Source organism: Rhizobium sp. S163 (assembly GCF_030380805.1).
Lineage (GTDB): Bacteria > Pseudomonadota > Alphaproteobacteria > Rhizobiales > Rhizobiaceae > Rhizobium.
Genome location: NZ_JAUDSA010000014.1, coordinates 218560 through 240372, shown reverse-complemented (window position 1 = coordinate 240372; position 21813 = coordinate 218560). Strand labels below are relative to the sequence as shown.

At 58.1% G+C, this 21813-nt stretch carries 21 protein-coding genes and 3 pseudogenes; 9 read left to right on the top strand and 15 right to left on the bottom strand.

What is annotated here, in order from left to right:
• Nucleotides 1–18 precede the first annotated feature (18 nt).
• The 11 genes and pseudogenes from QTL96_RS14020 to QTL96_RS13970 all read right to left on the bottom strand — a co-directional run bounded on the left by QTL96_RS14020 (nt 19) and on the right by QTL96_RS13970 (nt 7355).
• On the bottom strand, nt 19–372 hold the full coding sequence (locus QTL96_RS14020; protein WP_289728099.1) for a PAS domain-containing protein: 354 nt from the start codon (nt 370–372) through the stop codon (nt 19–21).
• Between the two features lie 186 nt (nt 373–558).
• Nucleotides 559–819, bottom strand: coding sequence for a DUF982 domain-containing protein (locus QTL96_RS14015; protein ID WP_289728098.1), 261 nt, complete (start codon nt 817–819; stop codon nt 559–561).
• Nucleotides 820–949: 130 nt separating this feature from the next.
• Complete coding sequence (locus QTL96_RS14010) at nt 950–1648, bottom strand: MgtC/SapB family protein (RefSeq protein WP_354669135.1); 699 nt, start codon at nt 1646–1648, stop codon at nt 950–952.
• A gap of 7 nt (nt 1649–1655) precedes the next feature.
• Nucleotides 1656–2036 carry a hypothetical protein gene (locus tag QTL96_RS14005; protein ID WP_113199046.1) on the bottom strand — a complete coding sequence of 127 codons (381 nt, stop codon included), beginning with the start codon at nt 2034–2036 and terminating at the stop codon, nt 1656–1658.
• 135 nt (nt 2037–2171) lie between these two features.
• Complete coding sequence (locus QTL96_RS14000; protein ID WP_289728160.1) at nt 2172–2825, bottom strand: hypothetical protein; 654 nt, start codon at nt 2823–2825, stop codon at nt 2172–2174.
• A 386-nt stretch (nt 2826–3211) separates the two neighbouring features.
• On the bottom strand, nt 3212–3427 hold the full coding sequence (locus QTL96_RS31275) for a response regulator (protein WP_354669134.1): 216 nt from the start codon (nt 3425–3427) through the stop codon (nt 3212–3214).
• Nucleotides 3427–3993: pseudogene (locus QTL96_RS13990) on the bottom strand (sensor histidine kinase). The gene QTL96_RS31275 and the pseudogene QTL96_RS13990 overlap by 1 nt, the downstream one beginning before the upstream one ends.
• A gap of 7 nt (nt 3994–4000) precedes the next feature.
• Nucleotides 4001–4768, bottom strand: a complete 768-nt coding sequence (locus QTL96_RS13985; protein WP_289728097.1) for a PAS domain-containing protein — start codon at nt 4766–4768, stop codon at nt 4001–4003.
• Between the two features lie 517 nt (nt 4769–5285).
• On the bottom strand, nt 5286–5888 hold the full coding sequence (locus QTL96_RS13980) for a general stress protein (protein WP_289728096.1): 603 nt from the start codon (nt 5886–5888) through the stop codon (nt 5286–5288).
• 43 nt (nt 5889–5931) lie between these two features.
• Nucleotides 5932–6243, bottom strand: a complete 312-nt coding sequence (locus QTL96_RS13975) for a PepSY domain-containing protein (RefSeq protein ID WP_289728095.1) — start codon at nt 6241–6243, stop codon at nt 5932–5934.
• A 226-nt stretch (nt 6244–6469) separates the two neighbouring features.
• Nucleotides 6470–7355: pseudogene (locus tag QTL96_RS13970) on the bottom strand (L,D-transpeptidase).
• A 285-nt stretch (nt 7356–7640) separates the two neighbouring features.
• Between QTL96_RS13970 and QTL96_RS13965 the strand changes: the two are divergent.
• A complete protein-coding gene (locus tag QTL96_RS13965) occupies nt 7641–7802 on the top strand; it encodes a hypothetical protein (RefSeq protein WP_289728094.1) in 162 nt (53 codons plus the stop codon).
• Between the two features lie 495 nt (nt 7803–8297).
• The gene (locus tag QTL96_RS13960; RefSeq protein ID WP_289728093.1) at nt 8298–8714 is read left to right on the top strand and encodes a response regulator; all 417 of its coding nucleotides are present in this window, start codon (nt 8298–8300) and stop codon (nt 8712–8714) included.
• A 76-nt stretch (nt 8715–8790) separates the two neighbouring features.
• On the opposite strand, the gene QTL96_RS13955 is transcribed toward QTL96_RS13960, so the two are convergent.
• Both QTL96_RS13955 and QTL96_RS13950 read right to left on the bottom strand, forming a co-directional pair.
• Nucleotides 8791–9150 carry a response regulator gene (locus QTL96_RS13955; RefSeq protein WP_289728092.1) on the bottom strand — a complete coding sequence of 120 codons (360 nt, stop codon included), beginning with the start codon at nt 9148–9150 and terminating at the stop codon, nt 8791–8793.
• A gap of 514 nt (nt 9151–9664) precedes the next feature.
• Entirely contained in the window at nt 9665–10207 is a 543-nt protein-coding gene (locus QTL96_RS13950) for a transcriptional regulator (RefSeq protein WP_289728091.1), read from the bottom strand.
• Nucleotides 10208–10528: 321 nt separating this feature from the next.
• Between QTL96_RS13950 and QTL96_RS13945 the strand changes: the two genes are divergently transcribed.
• The 4 genes and pseudogenes from QTL96_RS13945 (at nt 10529) to QTL96_RS13930 (ending at nt 15310) form a co-directional block, all read left to right on the top strand.
• Nucleotides 10529–10972: a DUF2231 domain-containing protein gene (locus QTL96_RS13945; protein WP_113198961.1), complete on the top strand. Its 444-nt coding sequence runs from the start codon at nt 10529–10531 to the stop codon at nt 10970–10972.
• 1 nt (nt 10973) lies between these two features.
• Entirely contained in the window at nt 10974–12311 is a 1338-nt protein-coding gene (locus QTL96_RS13940) for a sorbosone dehydrogenase family protein (RefSeq protein WP_289728159.1), read from the top strand.
• Nucleotides 12308–13969 (top strand): annotated as a pseudogene (gene treS / locus QTL96_RS13935) (maltose alpha-D-glucosyltransferase); the annotation flags it as partial. The gene QTL96_RS13940 and the pseudogene treS, both read left to right, overlap by 4 nt.
• A 93-nt stretch (nt 13970–14062) precedes the next feature.
• Nucleotides 14063–15310, top strand: coding sequence for a DUF763 domain-containing protein (locus QTL96_RS13930; RefSeq protein ID WP_289728090.1), 1248 nt, complete (start codon nt 14063–14065; stop codon nt 15308–15310).
• A 42-nt stretch (nt 15311–15352) separates the two neighbouring features.
• Here QTL96_RS13930 and QTL96_RS13925 read toward each other — a convergent pair whose 3' ends face one another.
• A complete protein-coding gene (locus tag QTL96_RS13925) occupies nt 15353–16216 on the bottom strand; it encodes an SDR family oxidoreductase (protein WP_289728089.1) in 864 nt (287 codons plus the stop codon).
• A gap of 250 nt (nt 16217–16466) precedes the next feature.
• Between QTL96_RS13925 and QTL96_RS13920 the strand changes: the two genes are divergently transcribed.
• On the top strand, nt 16467–16754 hold the full coding sequence (locus QTL96_RS13920; protein ID WP_289728088.1) for a PRC-barrel domain-containing protein: 288 nt from the start codon (nt 16467–16469) through the stop codon (nt 16752–16754).
• A gap of 519 nt (nt 16755–17273) precedes the next feature.
• On the opposite strand, the gene QTL96_RS13915 is transcribed toward QTL96_RS13920, so the two are convergent.
• Entirely contained in the window at nt 17274–17447 is a 174-nt protein-coding gene (locus QTL96_RS13915) for a hypothetical protein (protein WP_289728087.1), read from the bottom strand.
• Between the two features lie 269 nt (nt 17448–17716).
• On the opposite strand from QTL96_RS13915, the gene QTL96_RS13910 reads away from it, so the two are divergent.
• Together QTL96_RS13910 and QTL96_RS13905 are read left to right on the top strand one after the other, a co-directional pair.
• Nucleotides 17717–19207 carry an ATPase domain-containing protein gene (locus QTL96_RS13910; RefSeq protein WP_289728086.1) on the top strand — a complete coding sequence of 497 codons (1491 nt, stop codon included), beginning with the start codon at nt 17717–17719 and terminating at the stop codon, nt 19205–19207.
• A 61-nt stretch (nt 19208–19268) separates the two neighbouring features.
• Nucleotides 19269–21320: an ATP-binding protein gene (locus QTL96_RS13905; RefSeq protein WP_289728085.1), complete on the top strand. Its 2052-nt coding sequence runs from the start codon at nt 19269–19271 to the stop codon at nt 21318–21320.
• Nucleotides 21321–21813 lie beyond the last annotated feature (493 nt).

Genomic DNA, 21813 nt, shown 5'->3' with positions numbered 1-21813 from the left:
CGGCCCCGCCGGGATCGCTCAGAGAGCGTCGAGCGGATAGGTTATTCCGGCATAATGAACGGGGTTTCCGGATCTGTCGCGAAAGCATCTGCCGAGCGCCATCACGCGCCTCGTTTCGCCATATCCGTCCTCGACGCGATACTCTTCGAAGTAGGGCATGCCGCCGATGACAGCATCGGACATGGAATTGGCCACGCGTCGCCTGTCGTCTGGATGAATTCGCGCGACATAACGGTCGACCGGTAGGCCAACTAGCGTTTCGACGGCATCGAGCCCGAAAAGCCCCGCCAGAGCGGTATCGGCGTAAAGGACATTTCGTTCCAGACACCAGGTCCAGATGCCCGGTTCGTCGCTCGCTTCGTCACAGATCATCGTGTCATTTGCCTTTCCAGCTCACTCCAAGCACGCGGTTCACTCAACCGTGGGGTGGTTGGCGAATAACTGGGACGAGGTGCGACGATTTGCCAGAAATGGTCATGAAACGTACAGTCCAACGTGAATCCAATGCATAGTAGTTCTTCTTGCCATCAGGTCGGCGACCAGTTGTGCCAAGCGACCTCAGGCAAGAACTCTCGCTTCGATGGCGGCGGCGATAACGGCCTCTCTGGCTGCCTCGCACGGTATTTCGGAAATCCGGGCTTCGAGGCAGCGGCGCCTTGCTGTATCAAGCGCGAGTGAACGCTTCATGGGCCAGCGGTAACGAAGGTAATAAAGTGCGTCGTCAGGGCCATGGATGAGTTCGGCATGGCCGCTGCCGAGCCGCACAGATATGGGCGCTGCCCAATGTTGTTCTATGGCTTTGCCCGGTTCGACCGTCATGTTGCACGTCCTATCTGGGACGCCATCGTCCCTTGCGAACTTTGCCGCCTTGACCTCCAACGGCGACGGCGCGCCTGAGTTCCCGGCTCGTAGGTCTTTGCTTTAACGAGCAGCTCGGCAGACCGGTTAATCAATTGACTGTTGTGCGATGTTCAAACTCCATCAGGCAAAATTTGGCCCTTAGCGCATGCGCGATTGCGAACGCGTCTGTGCCGCTTTGCCCCGATGTCCAACGGATTTCGAAAATAGCGGCCTCGTTGCGGTCGTCGATCTCGTGAAGGGCGTTGAAGACGGCAGCCGAGCCAGCAGGCAGGAAGGTTTCCAATTCAGGGATGTCGTCGGCTTTTGAGATCTTGATTGTGACCGAGCCTTTTTCTTCGCATGGCATCAACATTTGCAGGTGTTTCAGCGGCGCGAGAACGATCAGTGTAAGGGCTGTCGCAACTGCGCCGACAACGATCTGGCCGCCACCGAAGCAAAGCCCAATTGCGGTTATCACCCAAAGTGTCGCGGCGGTCGTCACCCCGGTCGCGATATCGCCGCGACACAAAATCGCCCCGCCACCGATAAACCCGACCCCCGTCAGGATCCCGAGCGGAAAGCGAAGGATATCCATGGAGCCGCCAGTATTGAGGCTTGTCGCAAGTATCGTGTTGGCCTGGATCATGGAGATACAGGCTGCCAGCCCGACCAGGGTCGTCGTGCGTAGCCCGGCGGTGTGGCCTCCCTGTTCCCTATTGGCGCCAATCAGGACGCCGGCAGCTAGCGCCGAGCAGATGCGAAGGGCGATGTCCGGCCAACCGGGCGTGATCGGCATCAGATCGAGCACGGCGATCCTACTTTTCTGCGCGGCTGAGAAGGATGCGCATTTCTTCGAAACGACGCTTGCGGTCGCCATCATCGACCGTCGGTGAGTAGCATGTGCTCGAGACGCAAAAGCGCGCCAGATTGTGGGGCTTTTGGGCCTTGTCGAACTCACATTCGAAAATGTCGGTCATCTCGGCGGGTGCTGTTCCCTGTCGTGTCGAATAGGACATGCGAACACCTGGTGGCTTCAATTCTGGGAAGGATTGCACGGTGCCAATGGCGAGCTGATCGGTCATGAAGAAGCTCTTTGCCACAGATTTGCAGGTGTCTTCGAGTTCGCTCGATTGGGCAAGTGCCGCTGCGGGCAGAGCAAAAAGGGCAAATGCAATGGGTATGATCGGCTTATGCACTGGCATGTCCTCCACTGTGTCTTCAGATGGAGGTAGAGCGGTTGCTTCAAAAGCAAATGGTAGGCGGATGTCGGCTGATGCGGCGGCACGCCCATCGGCTTGATGGCTACGACATAAAGCATAACGTTCTAAATTTCAGCGCAGCAGTCCGTCGATGTCGAACTCCGCCCAGCCTCGCAGCGCCTCGGCTTGCTCGTTGGCTTTCTCGTCGGCACTGATGTTGCCTGCGCCGCCCCGCGCCTTCTCGGCTTTGCCAAGCGCCTTCAAAGATCGCGTGAGCTTGGCGGCGTATGCCGCCTTACGCCGATTTTCTGCCTTCGAGATGGCGTCTTCCTCTCGCCAGTCCTCAACGAGGCCGCGGTCAAGGATGTCTTCGACGACCTTCGGATCGAACACGTGAAAGGTAATCCTTCGGGCACGACCGTTTAGTCGGACGGTTCTTGTCCCAGCGCTCGGTAGCCGGCCGTCGGACAGCCAGCGATGACGCTCGCTCGTCTTGATGGTCAAGATATCCTCGATCTCACGGGGGATCACGGGCAGCGTCTCGCAATGCAGGAGCAGGTCTGAAACAACCGCTGTGGCAGCACGAAATTCGCCCGTCGCGCTCGCGGGCATCGCCAGGGTCAGGTCGGTCCCATCGAGATCGAGCAACTTTTTGACAGGAGTTGGCAAGCGCGCTCGCGCTTCAAGAAGAATGCCTTTCGCCCGCACGCCAGAACCTAACGTCGCAGATGGTGGCAGCACCCAGGTCTTGAGCAGCTCTACTTCGTTTTTTTGGTGTTTCGGCATCGTCTTCAAAGATGGGGAGAAGTCCCAAGGGCGTCAAGATGGTTGTTGAACAAGTGCACTGACGGCGACCTTCAGTCATCCGCAAACCGTCCTTCAAACAGATTTGGAATCGTCGGCCGCCCTTGCGCGTCAAACCCAATGTCGATCCTGGTCCGACAAAGCCGATCGGCGGCCGCGGCCCCGACGTTAGGAGATGCCCGCAAGACTGGTGCAGCGCTGCTATTGGCAGGCGATAAAACGAAGCGCGGCAGTTACTTCGAAGTGGTCGTAAGGCTTGGCGAAGAACACCGTACGCGGTGGGATCGCGTGATGGTCGAGGCGGACATGGCCGGAGGTCATCAGGACCTCAATAAGAGGCCATCGTTCCCCTATTACGCCTGCAAGCTTTAAACCGTCCATCGAACCGGCATGTCAACATCGGTGAAGACGATCGTGATGTCGTTGCGTGTCTCGAGAATTGTGATGGCCTCATCTGCGTCTCGTGCCTCGACCGCTTGGAAGCCTGCGTCCTCGACCAGATCAATTGCCATTAGTCGCAGAAGGGGTCCGTCTTCCACCACCAGGACCGTCTTTAGACAGGACTTCTCGAAATGTCCCATCATTACGGCGTATGTTGCAGTTGTTGGAGTGGTGCAGTCATGCACGCCTGGAAGCCGGCAGGGTCATAGCGAACCTCTACCCCGCCGGTTCCGATCAGACCGAGACGGATCAATTTGGACCCGAACCCTTTTCCACTTGGGGAGGTGACGCTAGGCCCGCCGCTCTCGATCCAAGTCAAATGAAAGACGGCATGTTCACCGACACCTTCTACATGCCAGGACACGGCAACACGTCCACTATCGTTCGAAAATGCCCCGTACTTGACTGCATTGGTCGCCATCTCGTGGAGGACCAGTGAAAGCGACAGTGCACTTTTGGGACCGATCATCACGTCTGCGCCCTCGACGTCCAATCGGTCTTCGGGCACGAGGCGTCGCAGTGTCGAGAAGACGACGGATCGGATCGGCGCCTTGTGCCAATATTTGTCGAACAGAATGTCATGGGCGCTGCTCAGGGCCTGAATCCGCTCCTGTAGTGCCACAACATATTGGCGCTCGCCGACCGGTCTGAGGGTCTACGTGGCAATTGCCTGGACCATGGCCAACGAGTTCTTCAAGCGATGGCTCATCTCCCTGTTAATGACCTCCTGGTGTTCTTCGGCGAGCTTCCAGTCGTTGATGTCGGACGCTGCACCAAACCATTCGAGAATTGCGCCTGCCATCTGCCCGTCTGACGCGGTGTTCGTGCGCAAACATCGCCTTAGCTGCAATGGCCTCACCGCTGGCGCGCTCGATTACCGGCAGGTCTTCGACGAAGAGGTATTTACTTTGCCAGGTGATGCTCGGTTGCAGGGTATCTGCAAGAAAGCCACGGCCTTCGAGCTGGTGCATTTCCTTCCAATCGGCGCTCATGCGATAGACGACATCGCTGGTCGCGTTGGTGAACGCCCTAAAACGCGCCTCGCTCTGTCGCAAGCCGTGCTCGGCAAGGACGGCCGCGGTGGTTTCCACCACCGTGTCCATCATTCCGGCGACGGAGCCGTCGTCGCCGCGAATAGGGCTGTAGCAGAAGGTGAAATAGGCGGTCTCGTTAAACCCATGGCGGTCGATGACGAGAGGGAAATTCTCAATGTAGGTGGATTCGCCGCGATAGGCTTTCTCGGCGATTGGCGCAATATCGTCCCAGGCTTCTTCCCACACGTCTGCGAATGAACGGCCGAGCGCCGATGGCTTATCGCCCAGGATCGGGAGAAAGGCATCGTTATGGATCGTAGTCATGGCTGGCCCCCAAACGATTGCCTGGGGAAATTTCGACCCGAGCGCTAGGTCGACAACGGTGCCGCAGCGAGACGATGCCCTCATTCGTTTCATCGCGATCGATGTCTTGGAGGAAGCGGGCTTCATTTGAAACAGACAGTGTTCTGGAGGCAGTTGGCATACTCGCGCAACATACGCAAATCGGCGTGGTCTTCACCGACGTCAATCTGGGCAGCGGGCCGACTGGTCTCGATCTCGCAGCGTTACTATCAAAAACGCGAAGCGGACTTGGTGTTATCGTTACATCCGGGCGACGCCGGATTGCGAAAGCGGATCTTCCAGGCGACGCCTGCTTTCTACCCAAACCCTATAATCTCGAGCAGTTGGTCGCACTCGTGCAGACAATGATGCCGAAGCACACACTGTCTGAAGTGGGCAGCCGCTAGCCGCGGTTCGCTCTCCGCCAGACAGTGGCGATGACATTTCATCATCGCTCAGCAAGTCGGACAAGTGGTCGGGATTTGTGTGATTGGATTTGTGATTAGCCTGAACAGCTGGATTGCGGCCTCTCGCGCCATTGACGACTGGTCAGCCGTGAGTAGGTCTGGGATGAGGGTAGAGCGGTCCATGGATGGACCGCTCTGCGAGCTCAAGCCGTGCGTGATCAGCCACGACGATAGCGTTGACGTTCCGCTTCGATCTGCTCGGCCGTGTAGGGTGTGGCGCTCTCATCAAAGCGTGACCAGCCCTGTTCAACATAGCTTGCACGTCTTGAGGCGTAGTCGACCGGACGTGACTGGGAAAGGATTGATTGGGCCGATCCTACCTTGCTTTCGTCTACTTTTGCTGTCACCACGGAGCCCCCGCGGCGAATTCCTTCGGCATAGAAGTTGGCTTCGTCTTCGGGGACACCTTCCCGGACCATCGCACCAACTATCCCGCCGACTGCCCCGCCTGCTACCGCACCGGCGACAGCACCCGCGGCCGTTGCCGCCAGCCAGCCTGCGGCGACGACGGGCCCGACGCCAGGAATGGCCAACATGCCGAGACCGGTCAGTAGGCCGCCCGCGCCGCCGGCAACTGCGCCGACGCCTGCGCCGGTTCCAGCCCCTTCAGCGGCATAAGATCCCTGTCCTTCGACATCGACGCCGTTTGCCTTGTTCGTCACGATGCTGATGTCGTCGGACGGAACGCCAGCGTCTTCGAGCGCCTTCACGGCGAAGCGGGCATCGTCGTAGCTGTCATATAGTCCAGTTACTGTTTGCATGTTGTATCTCCTCGATTGTCGATTGCCTGCCCAAGGGCGGCCGTTACTTGGCCAATGTCACGTTGCCCTGGAAATCCACAGAGACCGCGACATCGGCCCCGTCCTTTTTGGCGCTGGCGCGCCAAACACCCTGGTCGTCGAGTTTCAAACCAGCCACGTCGGTGTAGCCGGCGCCTTCGATGCGCGCCTTCGCCTGGTCTTCGGTAAAGCTGTTTTTGCCAGCGACGGGCGCCCCGGCATTATGTTCTGTATTAACGGCTGGTGTTGTCTGCGAGGTGGAAGGGGTCTCACTCTGCGCGAAGGCGGCGGTTGCCGACAATAGAATAGCGACAGACAGCGTCGTGATCTTTTTCATTGGGGTCTCCTCGATTTGCAAAGACCCAACCTAGAAAAACACTGATTGTTCCTAAGCTTGTTCGAAATAGTTGGGCTCTGGCCCGATAAAAGCCAGCCAGTGGTGGTCATTCGCGATCAGCTTGCAGCCGAGGCCGCCTCGTTTGAGATTTCGTGCCCGAACCCACCGTGAAACGCAGTCGTCTCCCAGCCAACGTGTTTACGCGCCAGGCGGCACCGCGTTCGATCTATCTGACGAAATCGACTTCGACGCCAGACTTGACCATGCTGGCCAGTTCCTCGGCGTCCCCATTCGTCAACCGGACGCATCCATGCGAGCCTGCCTCGTCTATCTTGTCCGGTTCGGGCGTGCCATGAATGCCGTAGGTCGTTCGACAGATCGATCCATACCGCGCCGCCGGAATTGTTGGGACCGCTTGGTAACTCCAGCTTCTTTGGTTCTTGCCCTGCTGGAAATTGATTTCGGATTATATTCATATTGGGATCGCGCGAGCCGCCGTTGATTTTGTGATGGCCGGTGGGAGAGGGATTATCCTCGCTTCCGATCGTGGCTGGATAGGTGGCAATGATTGATCCGTCTTTCGCGAACGCGATCACCTCGCCACTTCCACGCCGCGTTTCGACCCGGTTGACAGTTGCTGTTCGCGGCGCACCGACGACGGCGACCGCTATCGTGTCGCCGGCCGCAAACGCCACACCGGGGTTCAGCGCACGCAAGAGATCGATATCCATATGGAACCTCTCGGAAAGCTTCTCGTCGACGCTTGTGTAACCAAGACGCGCCGTCTTGGCTTGCAGCGCATAATCTTCCGGGATCCTATCGACGAGATCTGCCAGGTCATCTGGCTCGATCTGGTAGGTGCCGACAACCTGCCTGTTGTCGTTCAAATGTGACAACATCTCGGGATCGATCTTACCGTCCACATCGATCTTACCGTCCACGGGCAAGCCGCGCATCGCTTCGAAGCCCTTGATGGCCTTATACAGGTTCGGGCCGTTGCGGACATCGATCAAACCGCGCGATGCGCCGGCCGAGTCGAGAAGTATCTGGAGACGGACGACTGCCGCATCGGGGCGGCGGCTTTGTCCCGGCTGGATGATCGGGTTGCCCACTCAACATATTTGCGTCCTCAATTGTGGAAGACCGGCAAAAGCGTAAGGGGAGTTTTCGGTTCAAAGAGCGCTCGCAGTAGCGATTGCTGCGATAGACCATGGAGAACGCAACGTTTCCGGGGCGCGGGGTGAGGAGATCGTGTAACCAGGGGGCATCGCCAAAGCCCAATTGGCCCGGTTCTTCGCAACTTGGTACGTTTTCTGACGGTGGCGGTGCGGTTAGGTTTTACTTAAGGAGCATTAGAAAAGATGCATATGTTGCACATGCAGAGGAGAAAGACATACATGTCGCAAATGCATCTCATCGATCACCTCGACACCGCAAGAAAGCTCGCCGAGATCAACCAACGTCCGTTGCTCGTTTATCTGATCGAGCTGGCAAAGGAGGAGGCTTTCAGGCCAAAGCCGGCGCCAGAAGGATCCCGCTGCCCCCATGAACGTCCTTGATAACGAGGAAAGCGGCAGAAGGTCGGAGGCTTCGCCCGTGCGTATAGTTTGGGCTTGGACTTTCGGGGCCGCAATGGCGAGTGCTTCCGAGCCGTTTTTCACCCGGGCCGACACACAGGGCAAAGAAGCCCTACTTGAATGCTGCTGAGGCTTCGTATCGATCGCCACTTCTCCCTGCGACGAAAGGGCTGCGGGTGGGAAGTGCGATGGACCGACATCGTGAAGGTCCTCGACGACGTCACGGGATTCTGCATGCCTCCACACAGCCGAAGCCCCTTGGAAAAACGCACAGCATTCATGACAGTCTTTTCTCCTGCCTAAGCCCGTTGGTTGTCGCCCGGCGTACCTGCGGGCGAGCAGGCGCGGCGATAATCGCTAACGATCTAAAGTCGCCGGACAATAACGGAAAGAGACGCCGCATTTTTCCGGAAACGCCTTCATGTGGAACCGTCTTTGTGTAGATCAGTTAAGCCTGGAGGACCAAGGAGTGAAACAATGTCTTTCAACCTACTGATCGTAGAAGATCAGCCACTTATCGCTTTGAACCTGCAAGATGCGGCGGAAGAGCTTGGCCACCACACGGTTGGAATAGCCGGAAACGTGTATCAGGCGCTGGCACTGTCGAACAACGTCGATATCGCGTTCGTTGACGTCAACCTGGAGGACGGGCCGACGGGACCCATCGTTGGACGTGCGCTTGCCGAAGACGACGTCGCCGTACTCTTTATGACAAGTGACCCGGGTGCGATCCGTGGTGGGGTCCCCGGCGCTCTTGGTGTTATCGAAAAGCCAGTGATGGACCGTGACTTGATCGCTTCCGTTGAGTATGTTGCAGACCGCAGGGCGAGAAGAACAACGATCGTGCCGCCAAAATCTCTCATCGAGTTCGACCCGCCGAATGCTGGCGCCTGAAAGAGGCCGGCCCCGCCAGCCTGCCAGCCTACCAAGATGGCTTTCCCGTCGTGTCTTGCGCGGCGGCCTTCGGCCTTCAGTCCGTGGCGAGAAGACGAACCAGTGTCTCCCCAAGCATCTCGGGAGCAGCCGGTTTGGCGAGCCACACGCCCCGGTCGAAAGCGTCCTTTGCCTCGTCGTCTACCTCGGCGCCGGAATACACAACAAAGGGAATATTCGCCTCTGCCAGTGCTGCGACCGCTCCCGTGCAAAGCCCATCATTCAATCTTGGATCGACCACCGCGACCTGTGGCCGGTTGGATGCCAGCCAAATCAGCGCTTGCGCTTGCGTGTCGAATGACGTCACGGAAGATGCGCCGCAGCCTTTGAGCATGTCTTCGATGTCGAGCGCAATGAATGGCTCGTTTTCGAGGACCAGTACGTCTGCAAGCTTCATCGCTGCGATTGCCTCCTGAGGTCACAACGTTAACCAAGACCCTGGATCGGGCAATTACATTCTAGCGAGTCGCTAGGCGAAGCGCTGTTCTGTACGCTAGCGAACGGTGACATCTTCGGATCTCGGACGTTCTTCCTGAAAATGGAGCGTAAAGATCATGACAGATGCTACCGTCAACCGCCGCGCGACGCTGAGCCGGGCCGAGAAAACAGAAGCCCGGATGCGGACCGACGAGGTCGCACGCCACACGATCGCTGAAGAACGCCGACGCCGGGATGCTAAGACTGAGCGACTTCGGATTGCAAGGATGCAGGCCCAAGAGCAGGCAAGGCAGTTGTAATCGCGCGCAATTCTGTCTCGAGCTATTTTTATCAAAAGTTTAGCTGCTACGATGGAACGAAACGTTGGCGTGCTATTGGCCGCTTTTCGAAGGCTGAGTGTGCGGGCGCGGAGGTGGACCTTTCGTGAGCAGTGGAAATAGCAGCGGCGCTCGAAATCCAGGGGACCGCAGCGTTCAAGCCCGCCCGGCGACGACCTTCCTCGCTTCTGCCTGCACCATGCCTAGCCGCTTCAACTCGTGCAAGGCATCGGGAAGAGCCCGGTGTGCTGGTGATGTCGGCTCCGACGCCTCGATGACACTGGCAACGAGCCCCGCAAGATCGACATTCGCGACAAGGTTGCCGAGGATGGTTGCGGCCGCCTCGGCAAATAGGTCGTCGGATTTTCTCAGTCTCAACGCATGACGTGGGCGGCCTGCAGCCCGCAGCAGGACGCTGAGCCACTTGCCATCCCATGATGGTGAGCTAGCATGAAGAACATGCCCTTCAAGATCCCGCATCATTTCCTCCACAACGAAGGGGATGGATGTTCCCTTTGAAGCAAGCGTTTCGCGCGTAATACCGTGGATCCTTTGGGCATCTGGGGACCAGTCGGTCCAATTCGCCAGCGGCGCAATCAAAAACGATCGCGAACGGCCGTCTTCGAAGACCCATGCTATTTCGATCGGATAACTATGTTTGCTCAAGGATGAGGCTTCGAAGTCGAGGAATACGTTCATGGGAGAGATTTAATTGTCTTAATCCTGCTTTCCAGTTCCTCGCTCGGCTCCAGTCCCAGTTTCAATGCCGGTTAAGGCGCAATTCCTCGGGGCAGACGATCAGGGGCTGCCAGATGCATGGACCGGATCTTGGGGGCGAGATGGTTCGAACAGCATCGCTTTGGACCAGAGCACTGTCAACCAGAATGCTGCATCGTCAATGTGGGGCAACGAAGGCCGCGTCGTCAATGGCTTGGGTTTCGCGCAAATATAGGCGCGGCGGGAACAATCGGCGTGATTGCCAGTTGAACATCGAGTTGCCAGTCGCTTCGGACATTGCTCATGACCTATGCCACCTCTTTACCGGTGCCGCCGACCTATAAAGCGTCCTATCGTTCGCTACCCGCCCATTTCGCCGCTGCCTGCTTCATCGGTGTTCTTTTGACAGACATCGCCTATTGGAGAACGATGCAGATGATGTGGACCAATTTCTCCGCATGGCTTCTGCTTGCCGGGGCGGTGCTCGGCGCGATCGGCCTGCTGGCGGGGCTGATCGACGCCGCAAGAGGTCTTCTAGCCCTGCGCACCGGTGTGGGGTGGCTTTATGTGGCAGGCAGCCTGCTTGTGTTTGCCATCACCGTTTTCAATTCCTTCGTTCATAGCCGTGACGCCTGGACTTCCGTAATGCCCCTGGGCCTGGCTTTGTCAGCGATTACTGTGGTTTTGATGGTGGTCGTTGCGCTGCTTGGAGCGCGCGTGCGCCGGCTGGCTGCAGGAGGGTGGTAGGATGACAAGTATATCTCGGCGATACGTCATCATTGCTGCGGGCCTTGTTGCCAACGCTTTTCTATTAGCACTTGCCGGATGCAGCGACAACGAGCCGGAGCCGACGGAGATCGGAGCCAACCCCAAGCTTCCACCCCAGGCAGAATATTTCGTGCCACCGATGAACGTAGCTAAGGTGATCGGCTGGAAGGATGGCGAGACACCAAGGGTGGCGGCAGGACTGAAGATCCAGGCTCTCGCAACCGGCCTAGCACATCCGCGTTTCGTCTATACACTTCCCAACGGCGATGTTCTGGCGGTCGAATCCACTGCGCCGAAGGGCGCGCCGGCCACGCGGCCCAAGGATCTAATCGTTGGCTGGATACAGTCGCTGGCGACAGGCGGCGGCGGGGCGGTCAGCGGAACCAGCAACCGCATAACATTGCTCCGCGACGCCGATGGAGACGGCGTTGCCGAGACAAGAGAGGTGTTTCTCGATCATTTGAACTCGCCCTTCGGCGTGGCGCTGGTCGGCAGCGATCTTTATGTTGCCAACACTGATCAAATTCTTCGCTATCCTTATCGCGAAGGCGAAACAAGGATAACTGACCCCGGCTCTGTGCTCACCGAGTTGCCGGGTGGACCGATCGATCACCACTGGACCAAGAGCCTGGTGGCGAGCGACGACGGACGTCTGCTTTATGTTGGCGTCGGCTCTAACAGCAACATTACTGAGAACGGCATCGAAGCGGAAAAGAACCGGGCGGCGATCTGGGAGGTCGACCGCCAGACGGGCAGCCACCGAATTTTCGCCTCCGGTCTGCGCAATCCGAACGGGTTGAGCCTGGAGCCGGTCACGAAAGCGCTGTGGACGGTTGTAAATGAGCGTGATGAACTCGGCCCGAACCTTGTGCCCGACTACATGACTTCGGTGAAGGATGGCGGTTTTTACGGCTGGCCATACAGCTATTATGGACAGAATATTGATCCGCGCGTCATGCCTCAGCGCCCGGACCTCGTCGCAAAGGCAATTGTGCCGGACTACGCCTTGAGTTCGCACGTGGCGCCGCTCGGCATGACATTTTATACAGACTCCACGCTTCCCGAGGGCTATCGGGGCGGCGCGTTCATCGGCGAACACGGGAGTTGGAACAGGCATGCCTTTAACGGCTATAAGGTTGTGTTCGTGCCTTTCAAGAACGGAAAACCGAACGGCGTGCCGCAGGACGTTGTGACGAGCTTCCTCAGTGATCAAAACGAGGCACGCGGTCGACCGGTCGGAGTGGGTGTCGACGCCAAGGGCGCGCTGCTGGTGGCTGACGATGTCGGCAATGCGATCTGGCGTGTGACAGCCCAATGAGCCTGCATGAGCGGCGGTTGACGGATCATGAACTGGGAGGAAACACGCTCTGGTACAAGGATGCGGTGATCTACCAGCTCCATATCAAAAGCTTCCTTGATGCCGACGGCGATGGCATCGGCGATCTGAGCGGATTAACGCGCAAGCTCGATTATATCGCTTCGCTTGGGATTAACACGATCTGGCTTATGCCGTTTTATCCGTCTCCGCGCAGGGACGATGGCTACGATATCTCCAATTACAAGGATGTCAGCCCCGAATATGGCTCGGTCGAAGACTTCCAGACATTTGTCGACGCTGCCCATGCGAGGAAGATCCGCGTCGTCATCGAGCTTGTGGTCAATCACACCTCCGACGAACATCCGTGGTTCCAGCGAGCGCGACGTGCTCGCGCGGGCTCGCCCGAGCGGGATTACTATGTATGGTCGGATACCGATGACAAGTTTGCCGAGACACGCATCATCTTTGTCGACACCGAGAAATCAAACTGGAGCTGGGACCCCGTCGCCAAAGCCTACTATTGGCATCGGTTCTATTCTCATCAACCGGATTTGAACTATCGCAATCCCGAGGTGGTCGAGGAGCTCCTGTCGATCATGAACTTCTGGCTGGACAAGGGGGTTGATGGCTTTCGGCTTGATGCCATCCCTCACCTTGTCGAGCGTGAACATACTGACAGTGAGAACCTGCCGGAGACCCACGCTCTCCTGAAGCACATCCGGGCAAGGCTCGAGGAGCGACATCCAGATGTGATCCTGCTTGCCGAGGCCAATCTGTGGCAGGAAGAGGCTCGCGAGTACTTTGGCGACGGCGACGAATGCCATATGGCGTTTCATTTTCCGCTCATGCCGCGCATGTTCATGGCACTGGCAAAGCAGAATGCACGACCGATTAAGACGATCCTGCGTCAGACGCGCTCCATTCCCGACGAATGCCAATGGGCAATCTTCCTTCGCAATCACGACGAACTGACGCTGGAAATGGTGAGCGAGGCGGAACGCAACTTTCTGTGGGAGACCTATGCTGCAGACAAGCGCGCGCGTCTCAATCTGGGTATCCGCCGGCGCCTTTCGCCGTTGATGGATCAGGACCGCCGCCGGATCGAACTGCTGCACATGTTGCTTTTCTCGTTACCCGGAAGCCCGGTGCTTTATTACGGTGACGAAATCGGCATGGGCGACAACACCGATCTCGGCGATCGAGACGGGGTGCGCACGCCGATGCAGTGGTCCGATGACCGGAATTCGGGCTTTTCGAATGCGGCGCCTCACAAACTCGCTTTGCCTGTCATCGATGACCCGCAATTCAGCTATGCTGCGATCAATGTTGCCGCGCAGGACAATGATCCGCATTCGCTGTTGAATTGGATCCGTCAGATGCTGGCGTTGCGCAGACGCCACCGCGCACTCGCGCGCGGCGCGATGCGGTTCGCAAAAACCGACGACGACCGTGTGATCGCCTATCTGAGAACATGCGGTGACGACGTGATCTTGTGTGCTGCCAATCTCTCGAGCGTGTCGCTGGCGGCGAAAATTTCTCTGCCTAAACTCGCAGGCTACGTCCCGATCGAGCTTGCAGGTGGTACGACGTTTCCAGTGATTGGAAGGGACAGCTATTCGCTGACGTTCCAGCCCTATGCGTACTTCTGGCTAAAGCTGACCAAAGCAGGCTAGTTCTCGGTGAACTTTGACGAGCCGGACTGTGCGCAATCTCATTGTGTTTTGGCAAGCTCCGGCCTAGAAATCGTAGACATGTCGAAACGATCAGGCAGCGCCGATTTGCCGCTACACGGCGGACGCGTCCCCCCTTGGCTGGGCGAGCGAATGACCAGGCTTGGCGTCCTCATCGCTGAAGCGATTATCCATCACTATGGCCGCGACGAGTTCCTGCGCAGGCTCTCGCATCCATTCTGGTTTCAGTCGTTCGGATCCGTCATGGGGATGGACTGGCATTCGTCAGGCATTACTACCAGCGTGCTGGGCTCACTGAAGCGCGGGCTGAAGCCGCGTGCCAGAGAGCTTGGGCTCCACGTATGCGGTGGCCGCGGATCCCAGTCTCGCAAAACGCCAGACGAACTGGTCGATATAGGTCATCGCGTGGGGATCGATGGGCTTGGGCTCGCAAATGTCAGCCGTCTGGTGGCGAAGGTCGACAGTGCAGCCGTCCAGGACGGGTTTGATCTCTACCTGCATGGGTTCATCGTTGCCGACGATGGAAAGTGGGTCGTCGTTCAGCAGGGGATGAACGACGCGACCGGCCAGGCGCGGAGATATCATTGGCTATCTGAGGGGCTGGAAAGCTTCATCAATGCTCCCCACAGTGCGATCGAGGGACGCACGCAAGGCAACATCATCAACCTTGCCGACAAGCGCGCAGATCGATCACGGGGTGGACAACTGGATATCCTGGCCTCGCTGGGACCGGATGGCATAGTGCGCGAAGCGTCCGCGCTTGCGCGCAGGCTCGCGCCTGCGCGAGAAGAAGAGCCAGATCAATCGCCTGCCCAGCTTAGCCTGCCGCATCTCGTCATGCCCGCCTATCACGATGTGCAAGAGACGGATGTGAACATGAAGCGACTGCACGGCAGCCTGGCGGCGGCAGCGGATCGCGGGCCCGTCGACTTTCAAGAGTTGCTAATGGTTCCAGGCGTGGGTGCACGAACGGTGCGAGCCCTGGCCCTCGTAGCCGAAGTCGTCCATGGAGCTCCTTGCCGGTTTTCCGATCCGGCACGATTTTCGATCGCCCATGGCGGCAAGGACCGACACCCGTTCCCGGTGCCTTTGAAGGTCTATGATGAGACGATCAACGTCATGAGGTCGGCAGTGTCAAAGGGGCGACTTGGGCGGGACGAAGAGCTTGCCGCGCTGCAACGCCTGGATATCCAGGCGCGCCAGCTGGAGCGTTACGTCACAGGCCCTGATCTCAAGGAGATTATTGCCGGCGAAGTGAGAGACAGCGCAAGCTACGGTGGCCGAAGCGTCTTCGGCTGGGAGGAGTGACAGACCGGTTGCGATGCCGTCACCCGCCAGCTGCCGTCGAGGCTAAATCATGATCTCGCCACCTGTAACCGGAATGACCGCGCCGGTCATGTAACTCCCGAGTTCAGACGCGAGAAGTACGTACGCCCCTGCCAGTTCCGCAGGCTGACCGGCACGACCAAGCAGTGTCTGCGCCCCGAAGTTTGAGGTCTTTGCCGATGGCATGGTGGATGGGATCAGCGGTGTCCAGATTGGTCCAGGCGCCACAGCGTTCACGCGGATGCCTTTTTCGGCGACCATTTCCGCCAGTCCAGCGGTGAAATTTGAGATCGCTCCCTTCGTCGAAGCATAGGCAAGCAGGTGCGAAGAGGGCTGCCGCGACTGGATGGAGGTCGTGTTTATGATCGAACTGCCAGGGCGCATGTAGGGGACGGCGGCTTTGGACAGAAAGAATGGCGCATAGATGTTGGTGCGGAACGTCTGATCCCATTCCTCGACGGTTATGTCGCCAATATCAGCGTATGTCCTTTGAAAAGCGGCGTTATTGACGAGTATGTCGATGGAGCCAAGTTCGCGCATCGTGTGCTGGACAAGATCCCTGCAATGGGTTTCGTGGGTGATGTCGCCGGGGATTACGAGCGCCTTGCGACCGGCTTGGCGGACCCATTTCGCAGTGTCTTCGCCGTCCTCGACCTCGTTGAGGAAAGAGATTGCGACATCGGCACCTTCGCGGGCATAGGCAATCGCCACAGCCTTGCCGATGCCCGAGTCCGCCCCGGTTATCAGGGCGACTTTGCCATTGAGCCTTGCGTTGCCGCGGTACGAGTGCTCACCATGGTCTGGAACAGGCTGCATCTGAGCCGTGGTGCCAGGAGGTTGCTGTTGCTGTTCGGGGAAGGGGGGAGCCGGTCGTCCTTCGTCGCTCATGGTCGTCTCCTTTTTTAAATTGGGCGTCACAGTGTAAACCTCGGGCAGCGGCGACAGTTCCCTGAAACGATGAATTCGACACAAAGCCGTTCCATTAAACAATTGCCTTGCGGGTCATGAATACCAGCCGAGCGTCCGACCGATCCGATGTGCGATTTCGCGACGGTCGCGCCGAAGGCGATGATCGTTAGGTCACACGGGAACAAAGCCGTTGCGATAAAGTTGGGGGTTCTAGCAATGGAGAACCCCGATGGATCACACAAAGCATGTGCGCCTTTCTCAGAGCGAGTTGACGGCTGACAATCTCCAAGGAGCAACCGTCTACGGTGGAGACGATCACAAGGTCGGATCTGTGGATCATATCCACGCAAGTAACTTGGTCGTAATTGATGTTGGCGGTTTTCTCGGGATTGGTACCAAACCGGTCGCGGTTCCGTTTTCCGATCTCGACTGGATGCGCGACGAGGATGGAGAGGTCCATGCCGTGACAGGCTGGACGAAAGACCAGTTGAAGGCGATGCCCGAACATCGCGACTGAGTAGGTTGGCCCGGTCCGACCTCCGTAGCTTCTTTGTTCATGTCCATTCGATGCGCATCAACGCTGCTCGAGCTGTCATGACGGAGGCGGTGGCTCGGACCGGTGGCTTACAGAAAAAGCTCGACGATGCCATGGAAGTGGAAGACTACGTTGCTTTTGCAATAGTCGAAAGGCGGCGGACCCTTGCCGGCCCTCATCGAGGCCGTGATCCGCCTGACGGATCGATGGCCTGAACTCCCTAGTGTGTCATTCTGGTGTGTCATTCGTAGAGTCCCGAAATACGTGACACGCTGCCGAAGCCGGTGCCATCGCCGGCGATGTTGTGCTGGATATTCTCTTTCTGCGGTGGATGCGGCCGAACTGGGAGTGCAGTTCTTCTCACGCAATCAGGCCCTTGAAGACGTCCGCGTTCAATAGGGAGGGGGCGCGGCTCCCTTTCGATCACTTGGTATCGGATTTCGGCGTCGGCTCCAGCTACGGTCGAGCGCAAGCCGTTAGAAGATGTCTGCCTTCAGAAGCTTATCCCACAGCGTGATAGCCACCATAAATGCCAATTCCGATGTAAAATGCGAATGCCGCCAAGGCAATGGCAATACCGATCCAGACCGCACCGCGGCCAAATCGTGCCTTTTTGCGCTTGACTGCAGGACTGTCGATGGATGCTGCCAGAGTTGGTTCGTCTTGCTTGTTCATGTTGATCTCCCGGTTTCGTTGAACGCGTCGTTCAGTTGGAAGACGTTGTAGAGATGACAATTGTTCCCTCTGTTCGATATCGTACAAAAGCCGACGCACACTGGCTGGTCGTTATAGTTGGAGGGCAGGACGACTGCCAAACCGGCCTTACAAGTCATCGTCGCTTGGGTCGCGAAGCAACACGTGCCCGGCTATCCTTGCCTTCCGTCGATCGCTTCATATTTTCCAATGACAAACGCACCATCGCGACGAACTTCCAGGAACAGACCTTGCCAGCAACTATTTCTTCCGGAAACAAAGGCCTCGATATCATTTTGAAGGGTGGATTGCCGTCACGGCGCCTCTACCTCGTCGAAGGAGCGCCGGGCTCGGGAAAGACGACGCTGGCGTTGCAGTTTCTGCGCGAAGGCGTTCGCCAAGGTGAGCGCGCACTTTACATCACGCTGTCGGAAACAGAAGAAGAACTGTCTGCTGTTGCGTTGTCGCACGGCTGGGACATCAAGGAGTTCGATGTTTTCGAGTTCAATTCGGCGTCGGACGTCTTCGGCGAGGGACGTGAACAGTCTATCCTGCATCCATGGGAAATGGAGCTCAGCGAGACGATCCGCCTGATCCAGGACGAAGTCGAGCGGGTCAAGCCGAAGCGGGTGGTGTTCGACAGTCTGTCTGAGATGCGTCTTCTGGCCCAGGACCCGCTGCGCTATCGCCGGCAGGTTCTTGCATTGAAACAGTTCTTTTCGGGACGTGACACGACAGTGCTCCTGATCGACGACATGACCGGGAATGCCGACGAGCGGGATGCTCACCTTCACAGTCTGTGCCATGGCGTCATCACCTTGGAGCGTCTAACGCTCGATTTCGGGGCCGCGCGGCGCCGGATGCAGGTGCAGAAGTTGCGTGGCGTCGATTTTACCGCTGGATTTCACGACTTCACCATTAAGAAGGGTGGCCTTGAGATCTATCCACGTCTCATCGCTGCGTCCCATCACACCACGTTTTCCGGCGAGGTGACGGCGAGTGGTGTCGTTGAACTGGACAGACTTTTGGGTGGGGGCCCAAGGCGAGGCACCAGTACGCTTCTGACGGGACCTGCGGGCTGTGGCAAGACGACGATCGCTTTGCAGTATCTTTTTGCGGCCTGCCAGCGCGGCGAGCCCTGTATCGTCTATGAGTTCGATGAGCGTATCGGTACGCTGCTAGCCCGCGCCAAGGCATTCAGCCTCGATCTCCAGCCTCACATCGAGAGCGGACTGCTGATCGTAGAACAGATCGATCCTGCGGAGATCTCCCCCGGCGAATTCGCAGCCCGCGTCCGCGGCGAAGTCGAGGCGAGGCGCGCGCAAGTCGTCGTGATCGACAGCCTGAACGGGTATCTGGCTGCAATGCCGCAGGAGCAGCACCTCATCCTGCAGATGCACGAGCTGCTTTCATATCTAAGCCAGAACGGCGTCGTCACTTTCCTCATAAACCCGCAAAATGGTCTCGTGGGAAGCATGTCAACCAACCTCAATATTTCCTATATCGCCGACACTGTGGTCCTGCTTCGCTTTTTCGAGGCCCAGGGACGCGTCAGAAAGGCAATATCCGTGCTGAAGAACCGTGGTGGCCAGCATGAAGACACCATCCGAGAACTTCGTATCGACAGCAGCGGCATTCGGGTGGGCGAACCACTTTCGCAGTTCAGGGGAATTCTGACCGGAACGCCCGAATATATGGGCGCGCGCGATCCGCTCATGGAAGATCGCGATCGTGATAGCTGACACGCCGAGCGAGGGCCGCCGAATTCTGGTCAGCGCGCCATTCGGACGCGATGGCGAGAGCGTGGCAACACTTCTGCGCCAAGAGCACTATGACGCCGTCGTCTGTCTCGATATTGGCGAGGTGGCGACGTTGATCGACGAAAGCGTTGGCGCGATCCTGCTCACGGAAGAGGCACTCGTCAAGGATGTCGACAAGCTCAAGTCGGCGCTCGAGGCTCAACCATCCTGGTCGGATGTTCCTTTCGTTCTCCTGGCTGCGCCGCGCACGAGCCGAACGCCGAACGGACGTATGTCACAACTGAGGTTGTTTGATCTGGCAAGCAACAGTGTAGTTCTCGAGCGGCCACTTGGAAGGGCCTCGCTCTTGAGTGCCGTGGCGTCCGCGGTTCGATTGCGCGCCAAGCAGTTCCAGATGCGTGACCGGCTGGAGGAATTGGACGAGAGCGAGACGCGCCTGCGCCTTGCAACCAGCGCTGCGGGCGTAGGCACCTGGGACTTCGACCTCATTACCGGGGAATTGAAGTGGGACAAGCGCTGCAGGTCAATGTTCGGTATTATCTCAGGTCGCGACGTATCCTATGAAGCTGGCTTTCTTGCCGGACTGCATCCCGACGACCGGGAAAGGGCCCACCAGGCTGTTAACGACGCGCTGAGACCAGACGGTTCGGGCGAATACGAGATCGACTACCGCACCATCGGCATAGAGGACGGTGTCGAGCGTTGGATCGCCGCAAAAGGCGGAACGATTTTTATGGAAGGCAAGGCGGTGCGGTTTGTCGGCACGGCCATCGACATCAGCGAGCGCAAGCGGACGCAAGAGGCGCTGGCGAGGTCAGAGGCGGAATTGCGTCGCGAGCGGGAGGCACTTGACGATCTCAATCGAAATCTCGAGAGGCGTGTCGCACAGCGCACTGCGGAGCTGCAGGAAGAAATGGCCGCGCGCGGCCGTGCGGAAGAGGCGCTTCGACAAGCGCAAAAGATGGAGGCGATCGGTCAACTGACGGGCGGGATCGCACACGACTTCAACAACATGCTGACTGGCATCATTGGCGGAATCAATCTCGCCAAACGCCGCATCGCGTCCGGTCGTGTCGAGGATGTGGGCCGCTTCATGGACGCGGCCACCGACTCGGCACACCGGGCCGCCGCATTGATTGCCAGGCTTCTGGCCTTTTCCCGCCGGCAAACGCTTGATGCAACCTCCCTTGACGTTGCAGCCCAGCTCGCTGCGACGAAGGAACTGCTCGAACGAACACTGCCAGAAACGATCACCATTGAACTGAGCGTGCCGACGGACGTCGGATACGCCTTGGCAGACGCCAATCAGCTCGAAAGCGCTCTGCTGAACCTGGCAGTCAACGCGCGTGATGCCATGCCACAGGGTGGACGTCTGACGATCACGGCAGAGCGTCTTTGGATCTCCGGATCGAAAAATGGCGGGCTTGATGCGGGACAGTACGTGATGATCGACGTCGCCGATACCGGTGTGGGTATGTCGCCGGACATTTTGGAAAAAGTCTTCGACCCCTTTTTCACCACCAAGCCTATCGGCCAGGGAACTGGTCTCGGATTGTCGATGATTTATGGCTTCGCGCAACAGTCGGGGGGCGAGGTTCGCATCGACAGCGCACCTGGCAAGGGGACGTCGATCAAGCTCTACCTGCCGGCAACGAGCGATGGTGAAAAGCCGGAGGCAAGGATCGACACAGAGAACCCGTTTGAAGGCAGCGGCCAGACCGTGCTTGTCGTGGAGGACGACGATGCCGTTCGCCTGTTGATATGCGAGGTACTGACCGATCTTTCATATCGGGTTATCGAGGCCGAGGATGCCGATGTGGCAATTCGAGCCCTTAGAGATCAAAAAAAGATCGATCTCATGGTCTCCGATGTCGGTTTGCCGGGAATGAACGGTCGGCAGCTTGCAGACGTTGCCCGTCAGCACAGGCCGGATCTGCCGGTTTTGTTCGTAACGGGATATGCCGAGAATGCCGCAACAAAAGCCAGCTTTCTGGGGGCGAACATGGGCATGATCGGCAAACCCTTCGCCGTCGAGGCGCTTGCATCGAAGATCAACGAGATGGTGAACCCGGTGGGCAGGAGCGAGCAGACGTAGGGCTATGCGCGCTCGATCGGTCCTGCTTGGTCGGCCGCAATGGATCAGGGCGCACACGGTCTTCCCCTGATTGATAGACGGCTGGCGTCGGGCGACCAGGATTTCCTTTTATTTGGGTGTGGTTGGCACTGAACGATTGTCGATCGGTGTCTTGGTGGCAGTGCCGTCGGCGAGCTGGGGCTATGCGGGATGAACTCGGGTTTCCAAAGGCGGCGATATGACCCTAGTGCCGTTCTGGGTGTCGTCGCCGGTTTCCGCGCCGCCTGAATTGTGCCGCTTGAAGAGCCAAATGTTGCAGAGCCGGTTCATCGCCTCTCGGTTCTTTGGCAGATCCGGCACCCGACCCTGCGGATGACCGATCCGATGGGCTGCTATCAAATCATGGAAGAGCGACAGTCGCTCTCGTGCCGCGGCCAAGCAGCTTGCACAGCACGGCGTCCGATCTATCGGACCGTCCCGATCCCAGAACTGTCCGCCAGCGTACCCAAGAACA